General features: G+C 58.6%; 20 protein-coding genes. 13 read left to right on the top strand and 7 right to left on the bottom strand.

What is annotated here, in order from left to right; translation table 11 throughout:
* Window positions 1-83: 83 nt before the first annotated feature.
* The 4 genes from BAR1_RS14740 to BAR1_RS14725 all read left to right on the top strand — a co-directional run bounded on the left by BAR1_RS14740 (window position 84) and on the right by BAR1_RS14725 (window position 6410).
* Window positions 84-1415, top strand: a complete 1332-nt coding sequence (locus tag BAR1_RS14740; RefSeq protein ID WP_118943729.1) for an amidase — start codon at window positions 84-86, stop codon at window positions 1413-1415.
* A gap of 303 nt (window positions 1416-1718) precedes the next feature.
* Entirely contained in the window at window positions 1719-2900 is a 1182-nt protein-coding gene (locus tag BAR1_RS14735) for an aminotransferase class I/II-fold pyridoxal phosphate-dependent enzyme (protein WP_118944500.1), read from the top strand.
* Between the two features lie 13 nt (window positions 2901-2913).
* Window positions 2914-5739 carry a DNA translocase FtsK gene (locus BAR1_RS14730; protein WP_118943728.1) on the top strand — a complete coding sequence of 942 codons (2826 nt, stop codon included), beginning with the start codon at window positions 2914-2916 and terminating at the stop codon, window positions 5737-5739.
* 68 nt (window positions 5740-5807) lie between these two features.
* On the top strand, window positions 5808-6410 hold the full coding sequence (locus BAR1_RS14725) for a LolA family protein (RefSeq protein ID WP_118943727.1): 603 nt from the start codon (window positions 5808-5810) through the stop codon (window positions 6408-6410).
* On the opposite strand, the gene BAR1_RS14720 is transcribed toward BAR1_RS14725, so the two are convergent.
* The gene (locus BAR1_RS14720) at window positions 6411-6998 is read right to left on the bottom strand and encodes a transglycosylase SLT domain-containing protein (protein ID WP_118943726.1); all 588 of its coding nucleotides are present in this window, start codon (window positions 6996-6998) and stop codon (window positions 6411-6413) included. It abuts the gene before it with no gap.
* An 84-nt stretch (window positions 6999-7082) separates the two neighbouring features.
* Window positions 7083-7964 (bottom strand): AEC family transporter, encoded by an 882-nt coding sequence (locus tag BAR1_RS14715; protein WP_118944499.1) that lies wholly within the window; start codon window positions 7962-7964, stop codon window positions 7083-7085.
* An 84-nt stretch (window positions 7965-8048) separates the two neighbouring features.
* Between BAR1_RS14715 and hspQ the strand changes: the two genes are divergently transcribed.
* Window positions 8049-8375, top strand: a complete 327-nt coding sequence (gene hspQ, locus BAR1_RS14710) for a heat shock protein HspQ (RefSeq protein ID WP_118943725.1) — start codon at window positions 8049-8051, stop codon at window positions 8373-8375.
* Window positions 8376-8381: 6 nt separating this feature from the next.
* Here the strand turns inward: hspQ and BAR1_RS14705 are convergent, their stop codons facing one another.
* From BAR1_RS14705 to BAR1_RS14695, 3 genes are all read right to left on the bottom strand, one after another.
* Window positions 8382-9962: a gamma-glutamyltransferase family protein gene (locus BAR1_RS14705; RefSeq protein ID WP_118943724.1), complete on the bottom strand. Its 1581-nt coding sequence runs from the start codon at window positions 9960-9962 to the stop codon at window positions 8382-8384.
* Window positions 9963-10200: 238 nt separating this feature from the next.
* Window positions 10201-10653, bottom strand: coding sequence for an ATP-binding protein (locus tag BAR1_RS14700; protein ID WP_118943723.1), 453 nt, complete (start codon window positions 10651-10653; stop codon window positions 10201-10203).
* 33 nt (window positions 10654-10686) lie between these two features.
* Window positions 10687-11031 (bottom strand): STAS domain-containing protein, encoded by a 345-nt coding sequence (locus BAR1_RS14695; protein ID WP_118943722.1) that lies wholly within the window; start codon window positions 11029-11031, stop codon window positions 10687-10689.
* Window positions 11032-11134: 103 nt separating this feature from the next.
* On the opposite strand from BAR1_RS14695, the gene BAR1_RS14690 reads away from it, so the two are divergent.
* From BAR1_RS14690 to BAR1_RS14660, 7 genes are all read left to right on the top strand, one after another.
* Window positions 11135-12313 (top strand): acetyl-CoA C-acyltransferase, encoded by a 1179-nt coding sequence (locus tag BAR1_RS14690; protein WP_118943721.1) that lies wholly within the window; start codon window positions 11135-11137, stop codon window positions 12311-12313.
* 2 nt (window positions 12314-12315) lie between these two features.
* The gene (locus BAR1_RS14685) at window positions 12316-12762 is read left to right on the top strand and encodes a GAF domain-containing protein (RefSeq protein WP_228408565.1); all 447 of its coding nucleotides are present in this window, start codon (window positions 12316-12318) and stop codon (window positions 12760-12762) included.
* A 194-nt stretch (window positions 12763-12956) separates the two neighbouring features.
* Window positions 12957-13529: a helix-turn-helix domain-containing protein gene (locus BAR1_RS14680; protein ID WP_118943720.1), complete on the top strand. Its 573-nt coding sequence runs from the start codon at window positions 12957-12959 to the stop codon at window positions 13527-13529.
* 13 nt (window positions 13530-13542) lie between these two features.
* Window positions 13543-15987 (top strand): GcvT family protein, encoded by a 2445-nt coding sequence (locus BAR1_RS14675; RefSeq protein WP_118943719.1) that lies wholly within the window; start codon window positions 13543-13545, stop codon window positions 15985-15987.
* A complete protein-coding gene (locus BAR1_RS14670; RefSeq protein WP_118943718.1) occupies window positions 15984-18425 on the top strand; it encodes a GcvT family protein in 2442 nt (813 codons plus the stop codon). The genes BAR1_RS14675 and BAR1_RS14670 overlap by 4 nt, the downstream gene beginning before the upstream one ends.
* Before the next feature lie 56 nt (window positions 18426-18481).
* Window positions 18482-19132, top strand: coding sequence for an RluA family pseudouridine synthase (locus BAR1_RS14665; RefSeq protein WP_118943717.1), 651 nt, complete (start codon window positions 18482-18484; stop codon window positions 19130-19132).
* A 57-nt stretch (window positions 19133-19189) separates the two neighbouring features.
* Complete coding sequence (locus tag BAR1_RS14660; protein ID WP_118943716.1) at window positions 19190-20311, top strand: beta-ketoacyl-ACP synthase III; 1122 nt, start codon at window positions 19190-19192, stop codon at window positions 20309-20311.
* Between the two features lie 96 nt (window positions 20312-20407).
* Here BAR1_RS14660 and BAR1_RS14655 read toward each other — a convergent pair whose 3' ends face one another.
* A complete protein-coding gene (locus BAR1_RS14655; RefSeq protein WP_118943715.1) occupies window positions 20408-21844 on the bottom strand; it encodes an aldehyde dehydrogenase family protein in 1437 nt (478 codons plus the stop codon).
* A 207-nt stretch (window positions 21845-22051) separates the two neighbouring features.
* Between BAR1_RS14655 and BAR1_RS14650 the strand changes: the two genes are divergently transcribed.
* Window positions 22052-22705: a peroxiredoxin gene (locus tag BAR1_RS14650; protein WP_118943714.1), complete on the top strand. Its 654-nt coding sequence runs from the start codon at window positions 22052-22054 to the stop codon at window positions 22703-22705.
* Between the two features lie 64 nt (window positions 22706-22769).
* Here the strand turns inward: BAR1_RS14650 and BAR1_RS14645 are convergent, their stop codons facing one another.
* Entirely contained in the window at window positions 22770-23384 is a 615-nt protein-coding gene (locus tag BAR1_RS14645; protein ID WP_118943713.1) for a L,D-transpeptidase, read from the bottom strand.
* Window positions 23385-23446 lie beyond the last annotated feature (62 nt).

Raw genomic sequence — 23446 nt, 5'->3', positions numbered from 1 at the left:
CCCTACATAGGCCGCCCAATTCGGGATTGTCCATGTGGCGCAGGGGCGCTAGCGTCCAGAAAACGGATGTGAAAGGGCGGGATATGTCAAAAGCGTGGTTGAAAATGACGGCGGCGGATCTGGGGCGCGGGATCGGGGCGGGGGAAATTGATCCTGTCGCGCTGGCGCAGACCTATCTGGACGCGATCAAGGCACACCCTTTGCAGCACCGGATTTACGCCCGCCTGACCGAAGAGCGCGCCTTGGCCGAGGCAACGGCGGCCGCGGATCGGGCCAAAAGCGGCAACCGGCGAGGGCTGCTGGATGGCGTGCCGGTTTCGTGGAAAGACCTGTTCGATACGGCAGGCGTGGCGACCGAGGCCGGATCGGCCCTGTTGCAAGGCCGCGTGCCGGACGAGGATGCCGAGGTGCTGAAAAACGCCACCGAAGCGGGGCTGGTCTGTCTGGGCAAAACCCATATGTCGGAACTGGCGTTTTCGGGGCTGGGCTATAATCCGGTCACCGAAAGCCCGCCCAGCGTGAATGATCCTGCCGCAGTTGCCGGTGGCTCGTCCTCGGGCGCGGCGACCTCGGTTGCCTTTGATCTGGCTCCCTGCGGGATCGGCTCGGACACGGGCGGATCGGTGCGCATACCCTCGGCATGGAATGATCTGGTGGGGTTGAAAACCACCTCGGGCCGCCTGTCGCTAAAGGGGGTGGTGCCCCTGTGTGAAAGCTTTGACACCGTCGGCCCGCTGTGCCGTTCGGTCGAGGATGCAGCCCTTATGCTGGCGGCCCTGGAAGGTGGCAAACCGGCGGATTTACGGGGGGGCAGCTTGCAGGGCAAGCGGCTGATGATCCTGACGACCGAAGCCATGGATGGCGTGGGTGAGGAGCCGATGGCGGGTTTCACGGGCGCGGTCGAGAAATTGAAGGCGGCAGGCGCGATTGTTACAGAAGGTGAAGCACCCGAGGTAAGCGAGGCGCTGGCCCTGTCGGCGGTGCTGTTCACCACCGAGGCCTATGCCCAGTGGCACCGCGCAATCGAGGCCGCACCGGACAAGGTATTCGGCGAAATCCTTGAACGGTTCCGCGCGGGGGCGACGTTTTCGGGCGTCGAATTTGTTGAGGGCTGGATGAAACTGCGCCGTCTGCGGGCCGCCTATAATGCGCGGGTGGCGGGAATGGATGCGGTGATCATGCCGACCTCGCAAATCCTGCCGCCCGATCTGGAACGGCTGGCGACGGACCATGAATATTATGTCGATGTAAACCTGCATGCCCTGCGCAATACGCGGATTGCAAACCTGATGGGCGGGGCCGCTTTGACCCTGCCGACGGGGGTGCCGTCCTGCGGGATCATGTTCCTTTCCCCACCGATGAGCGAGGAGCGTTTGCTGCGCTTGGGGGCCGCGGCCGAGGCGGCATTGCGATAGGTTGGTTTTTTCTGGACCGCCGGGACGCGCCCGACCCTCCCCACGGGAGGGCGCATTGCAGCGTTGCAACAATCACAAGCGGTTTGATTTTCTTCGACCACATTTCTGTTCAATAAATGTAGCAACGCCCACCCGGGGTCGGGCGTGTCCCGGCTTGGTTTCATATTGGATCGGATGCGCTCTAAATGCCACAGGATCGCATCACAAGCCGGTATTTTCCAAGGGTTTTTCTGGACGGAGTCACCGGATTGGTCTAGATTCACCTCGAACGGGGCGCCAATGATCCCGATAATTGAGGCAGATATGGACTTTCCGGAGCGGTTTTCGAACCTCCCAGAGTATGCTTTTCCGCGTCTTCGCGGGCTTCTCGACGCACATGCGGCGGGCGGTGATGTTTTGCATATGACCATCGGCGAGCCGCAGCATGATTTCCCCGACTGGGTGCTGGATATCATCACCAGACACGGCAAGGAATTCCGCAAATACCCGCCCAATGCCGGATCGCCCGAATTGCTGGCCTCGATTGCCGGCTGGATCAAGCGCCGCTTTGGCGTGACTGTAGACGCCGCAACCCAGATTTCCACCGTCAACGGCACCCGCGAGGGGCTGTATAACGCCGCAATGGCACTGTGCCCCGAAACCAAAACCGGCAAACAGCCCGTGGTGCTGACACCAAACCCGTTTTATCAGGTCTACGCCGTGGCAGCCCTTTCGGTCGGGGCCGATCCGGTCTACGTGGCGGCGGATGTGGAAAACGGATTTATGCCCGATTACGTGGGCCTGCCGGTGGATGTGCTGAACCGCACCGCGATTGCCTATATCTGCTCGCCCTCCAACCCGCAGGGCGCGGTTGCAAGCCGCGAGTATTGGCAGGATTTGATCACACTGGCCGAGAAATACGATTTCCAGATCTTTGCGGACGAGTGTTACAGCGAGATTTACCGCGACACCCCGCCGGTTGGTGCCTTGCAGGTGGCCCGCGAAATGGGCGTTGATCCGGAACGGGTGCTGATTTTCCATTCGCTCTCCAAACGCTCCAACCTGCCGGGCCTGCGGTCCGGTTTCGTGGCCGGTGGCCCGCAGTCCATCGCCCGCATCAAAAAACTGCGCGATTTTTCCGGTGCTCCATTGCCGTTGCCGTTGCAACGGGTGGCCGAAAAGGTCTGGGCGGACGAGGCCCATGTGGTCGAAAACCGCGCCCTGTATTGCGAGAAATTCGACATTGCCGATGAAATTCTGGGCGACGTCGAGGGCTATCAAAGCCCCGAGGCCGGATTTTTCCTGTGGCTGCCTGTGGAGGATGGCGAGGCGGCGGCGTTGAAGCTGTGGCAGGAAACAGGCGTGCGGGTTTTGCCCGGTGCCTACCTTAGCCGCGACGTGGACGGGCGCAATCCGGGACATAAATATATCAGGGTCGCGATGGTGGCCCCAAAACAAGAAATGCGACAGGGGCTGATGCGCCTGAAACGCTGCATCTATAGTTGAGGACGAGGTAAACATGGCATCTTATTCGGCAAAACAGCGCGATCCGTTGCTTGATTCCAAATTGCAGGCGGCGATTGAACGACGCAGCAAGGAATTGATCGGCATTGGCATGGTGGTGGCCGGAATTCTGGTGGCCATGCTGCTGGCCTCTTATGCGCCCTCCGATCCAAGCTGGCTGTCGGCCTCGGATCAGCCGGTGCAAAACTGGCTGGGGCGTTTCGGGGCATCGATTGCCTCGCCGCTCTATGTAATTATCGGCTGGGGTTCCTGGGCCATTCCGTCTGTTTTGCTGGTCTGGGGCGTGCGGTTTGCCACCCATCACGGCGAGGAACGCGCCCTTGGCCGTTTGATTTTCGCGCCGATTGCGATTGCGCTGCTGTCTGTTTATGCCTCGACCCATGTGCCCTCTGCCGCTTGGACCCATAGTTTCGGGTTGGGCGGGTTGTTTGGCGATATGGTACTGGGCAGCCTGCTGGGTATTATGCCCTTTGGTGCCGCACTGGGCCTGAAAATCGTCTCTCTGCTGATGATGGTGGCCGTGATTGCCATGTCGTTGTTTGTGCTGGGCTTTACCGTGCCTGAATTGAAACGTTTCGGGCGGTTTTTGCTGATCGGGGTGGTGATGGCCTATGCCGGTCTGATGACACTGCTGGGAAAATCCGCCAGCGGGGCCGCGATTGCAGCGCGCAATGTTCAGGAAAAGAACGCACAACGCAAGGAACGTGCCCGCCTCGAGGCCGAACGCGCCGCCGCCGAAGAGGCCGCATTGGTCGCTGCGCCCCCCCCGATCCGCCGCAATGCCGCCACTTTGCGTGCCGAGCCGATGGTTACACCTGAATCTGAAGAAATACCTGTTGAGCAGCCTGCAAAGCAAGGTTTGCTGGCGCGGATGCCGTCCCTGATCAAACGTGCGCCCGATCCCGAACCCGAGCTGGTGGAACAGCATCTGGACCCCGATTTCTACAGCGAGGAAATCGGCGAGGACCGGATCAAGGCGCGGATATCCGATGCGATCCGGATGCGGGCGCGTCAGGCGCAGGTTGCGACAGCCGCCCGCGCCGAACCGCAAGTGACCCGCCGTCGCGGGCCACAGCCACTGATTTTAAACACGGAACCGCCGTTGCAGGCTACGGTCGAGCCACAAATGCAGGCCGAACAGCCGCTAGACCCGATGATGTTCGAGCCGGTCGCACCCGCCGCTCCGGTAATTCAACCTGCCGTGCCCCCCAAACCCGTCGTGCAACATGCGCCGCGCAAGGCACCGGCCCCTTCGACACAGGCCAAAGCCGAGGCGCAGCCGAAATTGCAGTTCGAGGAAAAGCATGCCGATTACGAGCACCCGCCGCTGTCGCTGCTGGAAAACCATGTGAACATCCAGCGGCATCAGCTGTCGGACGAGGCACTGGAGCAAAATGCGCGGATGCTGGAAACCGTTCTGGATGATTACGGCGTCAAAGGCGAAATCGTCAGCGTGCGCCCCGGTCCTGTAGTCACCATGTATGAGCTGGAGCCTGCTCCGGGTTTGAAAGCCAGCCGTGTGATCGGTCTGGCCGATGATATCGCACGCTCCATGTCGGCCCTTTCTGCGCGTGTTTCGACTGTGCCGGGCCGCTCGGTGATCGGCATTGAGCTGCCCAACGAACATCGCGAAAAGGTGATGTTGCGCGAAATCCTGTCGACCCGCGATTTTGGCGACAGCAACCTGCGCCTGCCGCTGGCGCTGGGCAAGGATATTGGCGGTGATCCGATTGTCACCAATCTGGCGAAAATGCCCCACCTGCTGATTGCCGGGACCACAGGTTCGGGTAAATCCGTGGCGATCAACACGATGATCCTGAGCCTGCTTTACAAGCTGACACCCGAGGAATGCCGCCTGATCATGATTGATCCGAAAATGCTGGAACTGTCGGTTTATGATGGCATCCCGCATCTGCTGTCCCCCGTTGTGACCGACCCGAAAAAGGCGGTTGTGGCCCTGAAATGGGCTGTGGGCGAGATGGAAGAACGCTATCGCAAGATGTCGAAAATGGGCGTGCGTAACATCGAGGGCTATAACGGTCGCGTGCGCGATGCGCAGGCAAAAGGTGAAATGTTCAGCCGCACGGTGCAGACCGGATTTGATGATGAAACCGGTGATCCGGTTTTCGAGACCGAGGAATTCGCGCCCGAAACCCTGCCCTATATCGTAGTGATCGTGGATGAGATGGCCGACCTGATGATGGTTGCCGGCAAGGAAATCGAAGCCTGCATCCAGCGTCTTGCGCAGATGGCGCGGGCCTCGGGTATCCATATGATTATGGCCACGCAGCGCCCGTCGGTGGATGTGATCACCGGCACGATCAAGGCCAACTTCCCCACACGGATCTCGTTTCAGGTGACCAGCAAAATCGACAGCCGCACCATTCTGGGGGAACAGGGTGCCGAACAACTGCTGGGCATGGGCGATATGCTGTATATGGCGGGTGGTGCGAAAATTACCCGTGTGCACGGCCCCTTCGTCAGCGACGAAGAGGTCGAGGAAATCGTCAACCACCTGAAAAGCTATGGTGCGCCGGACTATGTCAGCGGTGTGGTTGAAGGGCCGGACGGCGATACCGAAAGCAGCATCGATCAGGTGCTGGGCCTGGGTGGTAACACCGATGGCGAAGACGCGCTGTATGACACGGCCGTTGCCATTGTGGTCAAGGATCGCAAATGTTCCACCAGCTATATCCAGCGCAAACTGGCGATCGGCTATAACAAAGCCGCGCGTCTGGTCGAGCAGATGGAAGATGCCGGTCTGGTCAGCGCTGCGAACCATGTCGGCAAGCGTGAAATTCTGGTGCCGGAACAGCAGTAAACTGCTTGTGAAAAGGGGCGGATACAGTAAGGGGTGGAAAACCGGCCTGTGATGCTTAAATAGGTATTATGAAACATTTACGCTTGCTGATATTGCCCATTTTATGGGTTGCCCTGTCGCTGCCGGTGGCCGCTGAAAAGCTGTCGTTGAACCAGATTTCCAATTATCTGAACAAATTCACCACCGCCAAGGGGGGATTTACCCAGATCAACGGGGACGGGACGATCTCGACCGGGACCATCTATATCCGGCGCCCCGGACGTATCCGGTTTGAATATGCTCCGCCAGACAAAACGCTGGTTCTGGCCAGTGCGGGGACGGTGGCGATCTTTGATAGCAAATCCAACACAGCCCCCGAACAATACCCGTTAAAGCGCACGCCGCTGGGGATTATTTTGCAAAAGAACGTCAATCTGGCGCGGGCGAAAATGGTTGTCGGGCACACGTCGGACGGCAAAACCACCACCGTTGTTGCCCAGGATCCCGAACATCCTGATTACGGCCAGATACGCCTGTTGTTCACATCCAACCCGATTGAACTGCGCCAATGGGTGATTGTTGACGGCACCGGCGGGGAAACCACGCTGGTTCTGAACGAGCTGGGCAAAGGCATGAAATTGCCCGCCCGCCTGTTCAATATCGATCTGGAAGCCGAAGATCGCGGCTTCTGATCACGTCTTGCCGCAAGCCATAAGTTGTAACTGATAGGTTTCCGAGCGCGCGTCGATTTCATTGGCGACGCGCATCAACCATGGCTTGCCATTATAGCTGCCCCGCGCATATCCGCTGCGCCCTTCGTGATAGGCCAGATATTGCGCGCGGGCATCGGTTCTTGCGATCCCCAGCCTTTCGGTCGATTGCGCCATATACCAGCCCATAAAATCGGTGGCATCGTCGATATCATCCCGCTTGGCCCCCGAACGGCCCGGTCCGCGTTTGTATTCTTTCCACGTTGCATCCAGTGCCTGCGAATAGCCGTAAGCAGACGATTGCCGCCCCATCGGAATAACCCCCAGCACATAACGGAACGGGGTGCGGGCGTTGCCGATGAATTTGCTTTCTTGATAGATGGTCGCCATCTGCACATGCACGGGAATACCCCAGCGGCGCTCGGCTCTTTGCATGGCTTTGAAATAGGTCGGGCGCTGATCGAGGATACTACAGGCGTCATCCAGATTGCGCGGTGCGGAATAGTTTCCGCCGCCCCCGCAAGAGGCCACGAGTAACGTCAATACTGTCGCGCGAAGAAGTCTGCTCATTACGCCTCTCGCTTATTTTTTGTTTTATATTTTCACATAGTTTAGACCATTTCACCCATGGGATAAAAGGCCGAAATTGCCGCGTTACAGCAGAAATACCAGTGTTAGCGGGATTGTGACCACGCTTAGCAGCGTTGAAACCACCACCAGCCCGGCAACGGCATCGGCATCCGCCCCGTATTTTTCCGCCAGCATATAGGATGTAACGGCCACGGGGGTGGACACCTGCATCACCAGCACCGCAAAAGGCACCGGCGGCAGGTTCAGCCAAAAGCCGACACCCCATGCCGCCCCGATACAGATCACCACTTTGGCCAGTGACAGCCAGACCGCCCGCCCCATGCGCCCGGGTTTCAGGCGGGCAACGGCCACGCCAAGGGTCAGCAGCATGATCGGGATGGCCATCTGCCCGATCAGTTCCAGCGTGTTGGTGATGGGTTTGGGCGTTTGCCAGCCCTGCCACATGAACAAGGCGCCCAGCAGGGTGGCGGCAACGATTGGCTCCTTGATCGCCTTTAGTGGCGAGCCCCCGCCAGACACCAGCCAGACCCCGAATGTAAACGACAGGATCGCCATGATCGCGAACACCACCACGGCATAGCCCAAACCTGTTTCGCCAAAGGCAAACAGCGCCAGCGGCAGGCCCAGATTGCCGGTGTTGCCGAAAATGACAGGGGCAAGGTAGGTGCGATGCTCCAGCCCTGCGCCCTGCACCAGCAGGTAGGACAACAGCATGACCGCCCCGTAAGCCGCCAGCGCGGCAAAGGACAGGGTGGCCAGTGCGGCGGGGTCGATCTCGGTTTTCATCAGGGCGGTGAAGATCAGGCAGGGCACCGAAAGGGTCATTGCCAGACGGGTGACAAATTCGACCCGATACTCGAACCCCAGCTTGACCCATGTGAACCCGATCGCGGCCAGCAGGAAAACGGGCGTGACAATTTCAAGTACTGTTAGAAATAGATTCACAAACTGTTTCCTTCTTTTCGCACCTTCCTGCATGGACAGGCACCCGTTCCGGTATTAATAACGGGATATGGGGGCTGAAAAGCAATGTTAAAATCGCGTGCTAAATATCATTTGGGCCAGGTTGTGCGCCACAGGAAACATCCCTTTCGCGGGGTGGTTTTCGATGTGGATGCCATGTTCGCCAATACCGAGGACTGGTACGAGGCCATCCCCGAAGAGGTGCGCCCGAACAAGGACCAGCCGTTTTACCACCTTCTGGCGGAAAACGACCAAAGCTATTATGTGGCTTATGTGTCGGAACAGAACCTTGTCGCCGACTATACAGGCGAGCCGGTCAGCCACCCCGATCTGCCCGACCTGTTTGGTGATTTCGAGGACGGGCAGTATCCGTTACAGTTTCAACTAAACTAAAGCGGCTTAATACCCCAAAGCGCAGCCATCCTTGCGCGGATCCGATGCGCCGATCAGCACACCTGCGTCGTGGTCGATACGGATTGCCTGTGCGCCGCCCAATGCGGCTTTGGGGATCACCACCTTGTGCCCCATATCGGCCAGCTCCTGTCGCACCGCATCGCTATAGCCGCGTTCAACATTCATCACGCCTTCGTCTGAAAAACTGCGCGGGGCGTCGATGGCGGCTTGGGGGTGCAAGCCGAAATCGACCATATTGGTCATGAACCGCACATGGCCATTGGGCTGGTAAGCCCCGCCCATCACACCGAAGGGCATGATCACTTTGCCACCCTGTTTCAGCATCCCGGGAATGATTGTATGCATCGGGCGTTTGCCGCCACCGGCCTCGTTCGGGTGGCCTTTGATCAGGTTAAAGCCTGCGCCACGGTTCTGGAAATTGATGCCGAACTTGTCCGAAGCAAGGCCCGAGCCAAAGGCGTAATAAATCGAATAGATCAGGGAAACCGCCATCCGGTCCTTGTCTACAACGGTCAGGTAAACCGTATCTTTGTGCACATTTTCCGACAGGGCGGCGGGGTTTTCCATCGCGCGCGCCGGATCAATCAGCGCGGCCAGACTGGCGGCAGTTTCATCGGCCAGCATGTGCTCCAGACGGGTGGTCATATCAGGATCGGCGATAAACCGGTTGCGGGCGTCATAGGCCAGTTTGGCGGCCTCGGCTTCCAGATGGGCACGTTGCGCGCCGAAGGGGTCCAGCGCGGGCAGATCGAAATGGCTCAGGATTTTTGCCATCAGAATGGCGGTGGCACCCTGACCGTTGGGCGGATGCTCAACCAGTTCATAACCCTTGTATTGTCCGCTGACCGGATCCGTGAAATCGCAGGCGGTCGCGGCGAAATCGTCCAGCGTGTGGCTGCCGCCCATTGCCTGTAGCGAATTCACCATGTCCTCGGCGACTTCGCCCTCATAAAATCCATCGCGGCCCTCTGTCGATATACGGCGCAGAACCTCGGCCTGACCGGGGGCGCGGAAAATCTGGCCGGCGGTCAGCGGGGTGCCGTTGTTCAGATAGAATTTCCGTGCAGCACCCTGAAGGCGTTCGGCATTGCCGGCCCAGTCAAACGAGGCCCGCGGAGCGACCGGCACACCGGTTTCCGCATAATATATTGCAGGCGCGAGCGAGGCTTTTAGCCCGATCTTGCCCCAGTCTTTGGACAGGCGACAAAAGGCGTCGATCGCACCGGGGATGGTGACGGCATCGGGGCTGCCAAGGGGGATGGTTTTGTGGCCCCCGTCCCGCAATTTTTGCGCCGAAAGTCCGGCAGGCGCGCGGCCTGAACCGTTCAGGGCTACAATATCCTCGCTGTCTGCCGGTTTCAGCAGGACAAAACAATCCCCGCCAATACCGGTGCTTTGTGGTTCGCAAATACCCAGCAAAACAGCGGCGGCAATTGCGGCATCTACCGCATTTCCGCCCGCTTCCAGCATCTGCACGGCCACCTTGGCGGCCAAGGGGTGCGATGTTGCGCACATCCCGTTGCTGGCATAAACGGCCGACCGGCCCGGCAGGTGGTAATCGCGCATTCCGTGGTCTCCTTTGCTGTATGCAAAGCAAACTCTAGGCCGGTTCAGGCGCAATTCCAATTCTAATTTTGGGGAGTAGTCCTCGACGTCGCGAACTGGGTGGGGGCTGTTAAACACGACGCCGAGGGAAGCTATATGCAGCTACCCTTTGAATATTCCCTGCTATTCTGTCCGACTTGAGGTGTGATTGCGGCCAAAATACGGCATTTTGCACGAAATGGCACCAATTGTCGGGTAATCAAGTTGCCCCGATAGAAATCCGGAAGCTAAGCAGGTTCTTCCCGGATATACGGGTGTAGTTCAAATCATGTGCCAGATCGCGAATCAGGAACCAGCCGAATCCACCTTCCGGCAGTTCCTCGGTATCGCAATCCAGCGGGGCAGGCGATCCGCTTGGTGCTTTGCCCTCGGGCATAGGCACGCCTTCGTCCCGCAAATGGCAAACCAGTCCATTATATGTCGGCGTGATTTGTAATTCGACCATGCCGTCCGGGGTGCCGATATAGGCATGTTCAACGATGTTGTTCATCGCTTCGGCCAGAACCAGTTCGATGTTCCCGCGATCATGGTCGGACAGATCAAGCGCGGTAAGTTGCTCCATCATCTGCGCAAGTGCCGAGCGCACGGCAAGGGGTTTTCCCGGGAAAGTAATGCGGAAACTATTATTGTTCAGATTTTGTAACTGAGGCAAGGTTCAGCCCTTTTTATCAACAGGATCAATAGGTCAGGATGCTTTTGCAACCCCGTCAAATGCGGCATCGACAGTGCTGTGAATGGTGAATACCGAATCCATCCGCGTCAGGCGAAATACCTTTTCGACATTGGGGCCAAGGCCGGCCAGTTCCAGTTTCTGGGCCGGTGCCAGCAGTTTCATCGCGGCGACGACGGCGCCAAGTCCGCTGCTGTCCAGAAAATCGACATGCGACAGGTCCAGCACCACGCGGGGCGCTTCGCCGTTGGTGACAGTGCGCAAGTCATCCTTGAACTGGATGGCGATGGCGGCATCGATCCGGTCCATCAGGGCGGTGACGACCAGTGCATCGTCGCGGGGGGTTGTTTCCAGCTGCATTATACTCTCCGTAACGTTTCGGTGTCGTCAGGGTAGACAGCAATCGTTACCAAACGGTATGCAAACCCCGAGAGCTGTCGATTTTTTATGAAGGATTGAGCAAATGAAAGAAGTCGTGATCGCCGGGGCGTCCCGCACACCGATGGGCGGGTTTCAAGGGGTGTTCGACGGGGTCGAAGCCCCCGTGCTGGGCGGGGCCGCGATAAAGGCCGCGATTGAAGGGGCCGGTGCGACGCCTGAAATGATCCAGGAGGTTCTGATGGGCTGTGTTCTGCCCGCCGGTCTGGGACAGGCACCGGCACGGCAGGCCGGTTTTGCGGCGGGGCTGGGCGAAGAGGTTCCCGCAACCACGCTGAACAAGATGTGCGGCTCGGGTATGAAAACGGCGATGATGGCCTATGACCAGATCGCGCTGGGTGGCACCGATGTGATGGTGGCAGGCGGCATGGAAAGCATGACCAACGCGCCTTATCTGCTGCCCAAAATGCGCGGCGGGGCGCGGATCGGCCACCAGAGCGTTCAGGACAGTATGTTTCTGGACGGGCTTGAGGATGCTTATGACAAGGGCCGCCTGATGGGCACCTTTGCCGAGGATTGCGCCGAGAAGTTCCAGTTCACCCGCGAGGATCAGGACGAATTCGCGCTGAAGTCTTTATCAAACGCTTTAGAGGCTGAAAAGAGCGGGGCGTTTGACGGGGAAATCACGCCGGTCACCCTGACCACGCGGCGCGGGGAAACCGTGGTGGCAGCGGATGAACAGCCCGCCAAGGCACGACCCGAGAAGATCCCTCAACTGCGTCCGGCGTTCAAAAAAGACGGTACCGTGACGGCGGCAAATGCCTCGTCTATTTCCGACGGTGCGGCGGCGCTGGTGATGGCGAGCGCTGGGGCGGCTGCCGAGAAGGGCCTGAAGGTGCGGGCGCGGATATTGGGGCATGAAAGCCACGCGCAGGCCCCTGGCTGGTTCACCACAGCGCCGGTTCCTGCGGTCCAGAAACTGCTGGCCAAAATCGGCTGGTCGGTATCGGACGTGGACCTGTGGGAAGTGAACGAGGCCTTTGCCGTGGTGCCAATGGCATTGATGCACGAACTGGGTGTGCCGCGCGACATTGTGAACGTGAACGGCGGCGCCTGTGCGCTGGGCCATCCGATCGGGGCCTCCGGCACGCGGATCATTGTTACTCTGCTGAACGCACTGGAAAAACGCGGGTTGAAGCGCGGTGTGGCGGCGATTTGCATCGGCGGCGGTGAAGGCACCGCGATTGCGATCGAACGGGTGTAAGGGTGGACTATCCGTCCCTTGCCAAACGCATTGCCGCCCTGACCGAAGGGGAAACGGATACCGTTTCCCTGATGGCCACGGTGGCCTGCGAGGTGCATCATAGTGACGATCGTTTTGACTGGACGGGGTTTTACCGCAATGTGGGGGGTGATCTGTTAAAGATAGGCCCCTATCAGGGCGGCCACGGCTGTCTGGTGATCCCGTTTTCACGCGGGGTTTGCGGGGCTGCGGCGCGCACCGGAGAGGTGCAACTGGTGGCGGATGTCGAAAGCTTTGACGGGCATATCGCCTGTGCCTCGAGCACCCGAAGCGAATTGGTAATACCGGTATGGGACAAGGGGCGCGCATTGCTGGGGGTGTTTGATATCGACAGCAACCAGCCGGATGCTTTTGACGATGAGGATGCCGAGGCACTGGTAGCTATTTTGGCATCTGTGTTTTCCCGATAGTCAGGTGTTCCGCCCCGACGCCCCCTTGGCAGGGGGCTAACGGGTCGGCGGGGGCCTCGCTTTGCTCGGCCTGACTTTTAGGCCTCCGGCGGAGGTATTTTCAAAAAGAAGAAGATGAAAACCCTCTTGCAGGGAATCACTATTAGGGGCAATGGTGAAATTACAGGTGAAAATTTCACAAGGGATTTCATTTAGTGTTACATACCGATCCGGCAAACTCTAAAACATTAGGGGCTGATCTGCGAGCCATCCGCAAGGCGCGCGGAGTGACTTTGACGGATTTGGCCGAGAGGTTGGGGCGATCCGTTGGGTGGTTGTCACAGGTCGAGCGGGATTTGTCGGACCCGTCGGTTGATGACTTGCGCAAAATTTCCGCGGCACTAGATGTGCCCATCTCGATGCTGTTTTCCCATGCTGCCGCCCCTGCCGGCGAAGAAGGTTTTGTGGTGCGAAAGGGCGCGCGGCGCAGTATCGGAAACCGCGAGGCAGGGTTGGTCGAGGAATTACTTTCGCCTGACCTGACCGATGATTTCGAGGTGGTTCATTCGACCTTTGAACCCCGTTCGGATATAGGCGAAGCCGTGGCCCGGCCAACACAAGAAGTAGGTTATCTGGTATCCGGCAAGCTGGACCTGTGGATCGCCGGGCGCAAATTCACCATCCACCCCGGCGACAGTTTCCGTATCAAAGGCGAGGTGCACCGCTGGTCCAACCCCTATGACGAACCGGCCGTGGCGATCTGGGTGATCGCGCCGCCAGTATACTGACAAGGAGCATATCATGGCTGAATTCCCCACAACAGCACGGGTTGTCATCATTGGCGGCGGGGCGATTGGCACCTCGTCCCTGTATCATCTGGCCAAGGCGGGCTGGACGGATTGTGTTTTGCTGGAAAAGAACGAACTGACGGCGGGCAGCACATGGCATGCGGCGGGCAATGTTCCGACGTTTTCCACCAGTTGGTCACTGATGAACATGCAACGCTATTCGACCGAACTGTATCGCGATCTGGGCCAAGCGGTGGATTATCCAATGAATTACCATGTCACCGGTTCGATCCGGCTGGCCCACAGCAAGGAGCGGATGCAGGAATTTACCCGCGCCTGTGGCATGGGCCGCTATCAGGGGATGGATATCCAGATGCTGGGCGTGGACGAGATCAGGCCGCGTTACCCATTCCTTGAAACCCATGACCTGCAGGGTGCGCTGTATGATCCCCATGACGGCGATATTGATCCGGCGCAGATGACACAGGCGCTGGCCAAGGGCGCGCGCGATCTGGGGGCGCGGATATTGCGGTTTACCCCGGCAACGGGTGTGCGGCGCGAGGGTGATGAATGGGTGGTTGAAACCGAAAAGGGCGAAATCCGCTGTGAGTTCGTGGTCAATGCCGCCGGATACTACGCCCAGCGGGTTGGCGAATGGTTCCGTCCCTATGGTGGCCGCCGCGTGCCGATGATGGTGATGAGCCACCAGTATATGCTGACCGATGAAATCCCCGAGCTGGAGGTCTGGAGCCGCGAGGGCGGGAAAAAGCTGCCTCTGCTACGCGATGTGGATACGTCCTATTACCTGCGGCAGGAAAAATACGGGCTGAACCTTGGCCCCTATGAAAAGGGCTGCAAGGCGCATTGGATCACGCCGGATGATCCGATGCCCGAGGATTTTTCCTTTCAGCTATACCCCGACGATCTGGAGCGATTGGAGTGGTATATCGAGGACGCAATGGCCCGGGTGCCGATACTGGGCACAGCGGGGATCAGCAAGGTGATCAACGGGCCGATCCCTTACACACCGGATGGCAACCCGCTGATCGGGCCGATGCCTGGGGTGAGAAATGCATTCGAGGCTTGTGTTTTCACCTTTGGTATCGCGCAGGCGGGCGGGGCTGGCAAAGTGCTGGCCGAATGGATCACCGAAGGGGAAACCGAATGGGATATGTGGTCGTGTGATCCTCGCAGGTTCACCGGATTTGTGGATGATGATTACTGCATCGCCAAGGGGATGGAGGTTTACGGCCACGAATACGCCATGCATTTCCCGCATCATGAATGGCCGGCGGGGCGCGACAGGCGGCTGTCGTCGCTGGATAGCCGCCTGCGCGATGCCGGTGCGGTGATGGGGCCATATAATGGTTGGGAGCGGGCGAACTGGTTTGCCAAAGCGGGCGATGATCTGGGTGAGGAAGCAACGCAAACCTGGATGCGTGACGGGCCCTGGGAGCCGCGTATCCGCGAAGAATGCGAAGCGGTGCGCGATGGCTGCGGTGTGCTGGCGATCTCGGGCTTCACACGGCTGAAGGTGCAGGGTGAAGGCGCGCGTGACTGGCTGGACGGATTGACGGCCTCGCGTTTGCCCTCTGTCGGGCGCGTCGGGCTGGCCTATTTTGCCGATAATCGCGGGCGGATCGTGACGGAAATGTCGGTGATCCCGCGTTCGCAGGATGAAATCGACCTGATCACCGCCGCCACGGCACAGTGGCATGACGGGGAGTTGCTGTCGCGGCAGGCGCCGGATGGCATTACGGTCACGGATCATTCCGATGAAATGGAATGTCTGCTGGTCACCGGACCAAAGGCGAGTGATGTGTTGGCCGGCATGACGGATGCGGACCTGTCCAAAGGCTGGCTGACCCGGCAGGAGGCCGTGGTGGCGGGTAAGGCTTGTGAAATATTGCGGGTGTCCTTTGCTGGCGAGTTGGGCTGGGAGGTGCATTGCGCCATGCAGGACGCGCCGGCAATCTGGGATGCGGTGACAACGGCGGGGGGAAAACCCTTTGGTATGTATGCGCTGGACCGGCTGCGGCTGGAAAAAGGCTATCGTGCGTGGAAGGGGGATTTGTCCACCGGTTATTCCTTGCTGGAAGGTGGCCTGGATCGGTTTGTGAAGCTGGACAAGCCACAGGATTTCCCCGGGAAGGCGGCATTGCTGGCGGAAAAACAGGCAGGTGCTGCCAAACGCTTTGTCACCCTGATTGTGGATGCGGGCGATGCGGACGCGCCCTATATGTCGACCCTTTGGCATGGCGGGCAGGTGGTGGGCGAAACCACATCCGGCGGTTGGGGGTATCGTGTCAATGCCAGTATTGCGCTGGGCATATTGCGAGCCGATCTGGCGGTGCCGGGCACAAAGATCGAAGTTGGAATTTATGGCGAGCGGCGGCCCGCTGTGGTGCAGGAGGATCAGCCGTTGTGGGATCCGGCAAATGAAAGGATACGCGCATGAACATTCCTGAAAAGGCCCGCGTGGTTATTATTGGCGGCGGTATCATCGGCTGTTCGGTCGCCTATCATTTGGCGAAACTGGGTTGGCAGGATGTGGTTCTGTTAGAGCGCAAGCAACTGACCAGCGGCACAACCTGGCATGCTGCGGGTCTGATCGGGCAATTGCGGTCCTCCAGCAACATGACCAAGTTGGCGAAATACAGCCGTGATTTATACGCCGCACTTGAGGAAGAAACCGGCGTGGCAACCGGCTTGCGCACCTGCGGGTCGATCTCGGTTGCGCTGACCGAGGACCGGCGCGAAGAGCTGTTTCGCGGCGCGGCCATGGCGCGGGCATTCGGCGTTGCCGCCGAGGAAATCACGGCGCAAGAGGTGAAGGAACGCTATTCGCATCTGAATATTGACGATGTGGTGGCGGGGGTGTTCATCCGCGATGACGGGCAGGGTGATCCTGCCAACATCGCGCTGGCGCTGGCCAAGGGTGCGCGGATGCGCGGGGCGCAGGTGCTGGAACGGGTACGGGTTGCGGGGATACGCACCAAAGGCGGGCGTGCAACCGGTGTGGACTGGGAAACAGACGCGGAGCAGGGGTTTATTGCCGCCGACCATGTGGTGAATTGCGCCGGTATGTGGGGGCACGAAGTCGGCCGTATGGCGGGGGTGAATGTACCGCTGCAGGCGTGCGAGCATTTCTATATTGTCACTGAACCAATCAAGGGACTGGAGCAACTGCCGGTGCTGCGGGTACCGGATGAATGTGCCTATTACAAAGAGGATGCGGGCAAGTTCCTGCTTGGGGCGTTCGAGCCGAATGCCAAACCCTGGGGGATGGGTGGCATCCCTGCGGATTTTGAATTCGATCAACTGCCCGAGGATTTTGATCACTTCCAGCCGATCCTCGAGAAGGCGATCAACCGGATGCCCATTCTGGCCGAGGCGGGGATTCACACGTTTTTCAACGGGCCGGAAAGTTTCACGCCGGATGACGCCTATCATCTGGGGTTGGCGCCGGAACTGGCGAATTACTGGGTGGCAGCCGGGTTCAATTCGATCGGCATCCAGTCGGCGGGCGGGGCCGGCATGGCGCTGGCACAATGGATGCAGGATGGTGAAAAGCCGTTTGATCTGGGTGATGTCGATATCAGCCGGATGCAGCCCTTTCAGGGGAACAAGACGTATTTGTATGAACGCTCGAAGGAAACTTTGGGCTTGCTTTATGCCGATCATTTCCCTTACCGGCAAAAGGCCACCGCGCGGGGTGTGCGGCGGTCGCCCTTTCACCAACACTTGCTGGATCAGGGCGCGGTAATGGGGGAAGCAGCCGGATGGGAGCGGGCCAACTGGTTTGCGAATGAGGGACAGGAGCGCGAATACCGCTACTCGTGGAAGCGGCAGAACTGGTTTGAAAACGCTGCCGTCGAGCATCGCGCGGTGCGCGAGAATGTCGGCATGTATGACATGTCGTCCTTTGGCAAGATCAGGGTCGAAGGGCGTGATGCCGAGGCGTTTTTGAACCATGTATGCGGCAATGATATGTCGGTGCCGGTGGGCAAGATTGTCTACACGCAGTTCCTGAACAGCCGGGGCGGGATAGAGGCGGACGTGACGGTGACGCGCCTGTCGGAAACGGCCTATCTGGTGGTGACTCCGTCTGCAACGCGGCTGGCCGATCAAGTATGGTTGCAGCGACATATGGGCGATTTTAACGTGGTAATCACCGATGTGACAGCCGGTGAAGGTGTGCTGGCGGTGATGGGACCGAATGCACGGGCGCTGATGCAAAAGGTTTCGCCGAATGATTTCTCCAATGCGGTCAATCCGTTCGGCACCATGCAGCAGATCGAAATCGGCATGGGCTTGGCGCGGGCGCATCGGGTGTCTTATGTTGGCGAGCTGGGTTGGGAGATTTATGTTTCTGCCGATATGGCCGCTCATGTGTTCGAGGTGCTGTTTGATGCCGGTCAGGATATGGGGCTAAAGCTGTGCGGGATGCATATGATGGACAGCTGCCGGATCGAAAAAGGGTTTCGGCATTTTGGCCATGACATCACTTGCGAGGATCATGTGCTTGAGGCGGGTCTGGGTTTTGCTGTGAAAACCGGCAAACCCGCGTTCATCGGACGCGATGCGGTTTTGAAGAAAAAGGAAAACGGGCTGGACGCCCGTTTGCTGCAATTCAGATTGGCGGACCCCGAGCCGTTGCTTTATCACAATGAACCGGTGCTGCGGGATGGTGAAATTGTCGGGTATCTGTCGTCCGGTGCCTATGGTCATACGCTGGGTTCGGCCATTGGATTGGGGTATGTGCCCTGCAAAGGCGAAAGTGCGGCGGATGTTCTGGCGTCGTCCTATGAAATCGACATTGCCGGGGTGCGGGTGAAGGCCGAGGCGTCTTTGCGCCCGATGTATGATCCGAAATCGGAGCGGGTAAAACTTTGATGCCTCCGGCGGGGATATTTGTGGAACAGTAATGCAAGCTATGCGTATAAGCTTGCATGCAAGGGAGTGTGTATAATCCACCGCAGGGGCCGCTGGCCATTTTGCACCATGACCACGAATTACTGCTGGTGGACAAGCCGAGCGGTTTGTTGAGTGTGCCGGGTAAAGGAGAGCACCTTGCGGATTGCCTGATTGCGCGGGTGCAGGCAGTGTTTGCCGAGGCGTTGCTGGTGCATCGGCTGGATCGGGATACATCGGGGGTGATGGTGTTTGCGCTGACGCGCCATGCGCAGCGGCATCTGGGCTTGCAGTTTGAAAAGCGGCAGGTGAAGAAGACCTATATCGCGCGGGTATTCGGGCGGGTCGGGGAAAAGACCGGCACGGTGGATCTGCCGCTGATTGTCGATTGGCCGAACCGCCCCTTGCAGCATGTGGATTTCGAGAACGGCAAGCAGGCAGTGACGGATTGGCGGGTGCTGAAATACGAGGAAAATGCCACGCGGGTGCGGCTGTTTCCGCAGACAGGCCGCAGCCACCAGTTGCGGGTGCATATGCGGGAAATCGGGCATCCCATTCTGGGTGATCCGTTCTATGCCACTGGCGAGGCGCGGAAGGCCGAGCGCCTGATGCTGCATGCCGAAAGCCTGCGTCTCCGGCATCCGGACGGCGGGAAGGGGCTGACTTTCAAGGCGAATTGCCCGTTCTAGGGGTTGACGTTTTCGGGTAGCCAAGGCCTTATTTACAAGCACCACAGGAGTAATGATATGCATCAGCCGGTTATTTCGGGGACGGGGGTTTTTACGCCGTCTGAAATCATCACAAACGAAGAACTGGTTGAGGCGTTCAATGCCTATGTGGACCTATTCAACGAGGAAAACAAAGCCGCCATCGAGGCCGGCGAGGTCGAGGCCAAAGCCTATTCCAGCGTTGATTTTATCGTGGCTGCCAGCGGGATCCACCGGCGCCATGCTGTAGATAAATCCGGCATTCTGGACCCCGAGGTGATGCACCCGCTATTGCGGCAAAGGTCGGATGACGAACCGTCGATTATGGCGGAAATGGCGGTCGATGCCTGCAACAAGGCGCTGAAATCAGCCGGAAAAACCGCTGCCGATGTGGATGCGGTGATTGTCGCGGCGTCCAATCATGAACGGCCCTATCCGGCGATCGCGATCGAGGTTCAGGATCTGCTGGGGATCAAGGGTTTCGGCTTTGATATGAACGTGGCCTGTTCCTCGGCCACCTTCGGGATACAGGCGGCGGCGGATATGATCCGGTCGGGATCGGCGCGGGCCATTCTGGTGGTGAACCCGGAAATTACCACAGGGCATCTGGAATGGCGGGACCGTGATTGCCATTTCATTTTCGGCGACGTTTGCACCGCCACTCTGGTCGAGCGCAAAGAGGATGCGGCGGCGGAGCATTTCGATATTATTTCCACCCGCTGCCTGACGCAGTTTTCCAACAACATCCGCAACAACAACGGCTTTTTGCGCCGTTCCCGCCCCGACGGGGTGAAGGACCGGCGCGATATGCAGTTCATGCAGAACGGGCGCAAGGTGTTCAAAGAGGTGCTGCCGATAGTCGCCAGACATATGCTGGGGCATATGGAGGACAACGGGGTAGCACCCGCCGATCTGCGCCGGATGTGGCTGCATCAGGCCAACAAGGCGATGAATGATTTCATTGGCAAAAAGGTGCTGGGACGAGTGCCCGAGGCCGGCGAGCAGCCGAATATTTTGCAGAATTACGCCAATACATCCTCGGCGGGGTCGATCATTGCGTTTTCCAAATACTCGGATGATTTCCAGAGCGGGGATGTCGGGATTATTTGCTCGTTCGGCGCGGGGTATTCGGTGGGGTCTGTGATTGTCAGGAAGGCGTGACCCCGGACGCCAACCGTTGCTGGCGGTGTAGGGCGGGGTTCACCCCGCCACTATTCCCAATATTCAAACGGAATGGGGAGTGCGGCTGAACCCGCTTTACTCCACCCAGCCGCTGACCGATTTCACTTCCAGAAAATCATCCAGCCCCCAGACGCCGCCTTCGCGCCCGTTGCCGGACTGTTTGTAGCCACCGAACGGCGCACCGGCCCCGCGGGATGTGCCGTTGATTTCCACCATGCCCGAGCGTAACACCCGCGCTGCGCGGTTGGCTTTGGCGTGATCGGTTGTCTGGACGTAATTGGTCAGCCCGTAAACCGTGTCATTGGCCATCTCCAGCGCCTGTTCCTCGGTGTCGAACGGGATGATCGACAGCACGGGGCCAAAGATTTCCTGTTGGGCAATCGTCATGTCGTTGGACACATCGGCAAACACCGTCGGACGCACATAATAGCCGCGGTTCAGCCCGTCAGGACGGCCAAGGCCACCGGCAACCAGACGGGCGCCTTCATCAATACCCTTCTGGATCATGTCCTGAATTTTGTTGTATTGCAGTTCCGAAACCACGGGGCCGATATGGCGGCCCTCCTTGTCGGCAGGACCAACAGATATGGCATTGGCAACCTCGGCGGCGGTTTCGACCGCGGCATCATAGACCGAGCGTTCCACCAGCATCCGCGTGGGCGCGTTGCAGGACTGGCCCGAGTTCTGCATGCAGTGCAGCACGCCGCGTTTCACGGCCTTGTCGTCGGCATCGGCATAGATGATGTTCGCACCCTTGCCGCCCAGCTCCAGCGCCACGCGCTTCACGGTATCGGCGGCGTTTTTGGTGATCAAGGCGCCGGCGCGGGTCGAGCCGGTGAAGGACACCATATCCACATCTGGGTGGCCGGACAGTTGCGTGCCAACGCCGGGGCCATCGCCGTTCACCATGTTGTAGACACCGGCGGGCAGGCCGACGGCGTCCATGATTTCGGAAAACACGATGGACGACAGCGGGGCGATCTTGGATGGCTTCAGGACCATCGTGCAGCCAACAGCCATTGCCGGAATACATTTCAGGGTGACCTGATTCATCGGCCAGTTCCACGGGGTGATCAGGGCGGTGACGCCGATCGGCTCCATTAGGATGCGGTCATTCGGGGCGTGGGCGCCCAGCATGCGGTCGAATTCAAAATCCTTGAACGCGGTTATGAAATTGCTGATGTGCCAGATGCCGGCCCCTACCTGCGAGGTTTTGGACAGATCAATCGGCGCGCCCATTTCGAGCGACATGGCTTCGGCCAGATCATCGGCGCGGTTGTTGTATTCCTTCAGTACGGCATGCAGGAAATCCAGCTTGTCCGACTTTGGCACGGCCGCCCAAGCAGAGAAGGCGGCTTTGGCGGCGGCCACGGCGGCGTTGGTGTCGGCCTCGGACCCCAGTGAAATGGTGGCGCAGACTTCCTCGTTTGACGGGTTGATCACGTCAAAATCGTTGGGGGTGCTGGGGGCGACCCACTGGCCGTTGATGTAGAAGTTTTTGGTGTTGGACATTTGATGCCTCCTGAATTCTGTTTCGGTAACAGAGTGCCCTTGTGACGCGGGCGGGGCAAGGGGGAGTATTGTATCGGGACAAAGAAGCCGGAGGTGCGACAGCTTGTCAAGTGAATGAAGACTCGTAATAATCAGGCAGCACCTTATATTAATTCTAAGTTGCAAATCAGCAGCGAAGTGATCAACAATTCCAAGAGGAACAGAACCATGTCATTACGCATCAACGATACCGCCCCCGATTTCACTGCCGATACATCCGAAGGCAAGATCAGTTTCCACGACTGGATCGGTGACAATTACGCCGTCCTGTTTTCCCACCCCAAGGATTTCACACCGGTTTGTACAACCGAATTCGGGGCCGTTGCCCAATTGGCCGATGAATTCGCCAAACGCGGCGTAAAGCCGATCGGAACATCGGTGGACAGTGTCGAAGAGCACCTGAAATGGAAAAGCGACATCGAAGGGTTTGCAGGGGCGCCAGTGACATTCCCGATTATCGACGACACCAGCCTGACGGTTTCCAAACTATATGACATGCTGCCCGCCGAGGCCTACCTGCCCGATGGCCGCACCGCTGCGGATTCAGCTGCTGTCCGGACAACATTCATCATCGGGCCGGACAAGAAAATCCGCGCCATGATCATTTATCCGATGACCGTCGGCCGGGATTTCGATGAAATTCTGCGGGTGATTGATGCCGTCCAGTTGACCGACAAGGCCGAAGTGGCCACACCGGCAGATTGGGAAAAAGGTGAGGATGTGATTGTTTCACTGGGCCTGAGCGACGAAGAAGCCAAAGAAAAATTCGGCGAAATCGACGTGAACCTGCCTTATCTGCGCACCACAAAGATGCCGTCGTAATTCAGTCGATACACTGGAAACGAAAAGGCCCCGATGTTCAAATCGGGGCCTTTTTTGTGCCTTGTCATGAATGTGACGGCCCCGCGTTGGCCTTTTTATAAAGCACCACGCGCGCGCCTTCCGATACGCGGTCATAAAGGTCGATAACATGCGGGTTGACCAGACGCGCACAGCCGTTTGAAACAGCCGTGCCAATGGTGCGCGGGGCGTTGGTGCCGTGGATGCGCAAATAGCTGTCGCCGCGTTTGTCATAAAGATAAATCGCACGGGCGCCGAGCGGATTGTTGGGGCCACCGGGCATGCCTTTTTCGTACCGTCTACCGGGAAGGAAATTCTTGTAAGCGGCCGGTTCGCGTTTCATCATAGCCGGTGTTGGTTTCCAACTGGGCCATTCCCGTTTGGCCCCGACATAAAATGTTCCATCATGGTACAGGTTCCCGCGCCCCACGCCGACGGTATAACGAATGGCCCGTCTTTTTGGTAACGTCAGATACAGCACGAAACGGTTTGGATCGACATGGATTTCCCCGGCAGGAAGTTTGTCTCGTATCCTGACCTCTCGTGGCAGGAATTCTTCGGGCAAAGTGTATTCGGGTTTGGCGGTTTGGGCATTTGCACCGGCAAGCCCAAGGCCCCCCATAGCAATTCCGGTGGAAATAAATTGGCGTTTGTTCAGCATAATGGCGGTTTCTCCAGCAAAATATCGTGCGCGATGTTCGCTTCACGACCCTGTGAAGATGC

The sequence above is a fragment of the Profundibacter amoris genome, assembly GCF_003544895.1.
Lineage (GTDB): Bacteria > Pseudomonadota > Alphaproteobacteria > Rhodobacterales > Rhodobacteraceae > Profundibacter > Profundibacter amoris.
Note: the sequence above shows the minus strand (reverse complement) of the source record. Positions and strands in the feature narration are given on the sequence as shown.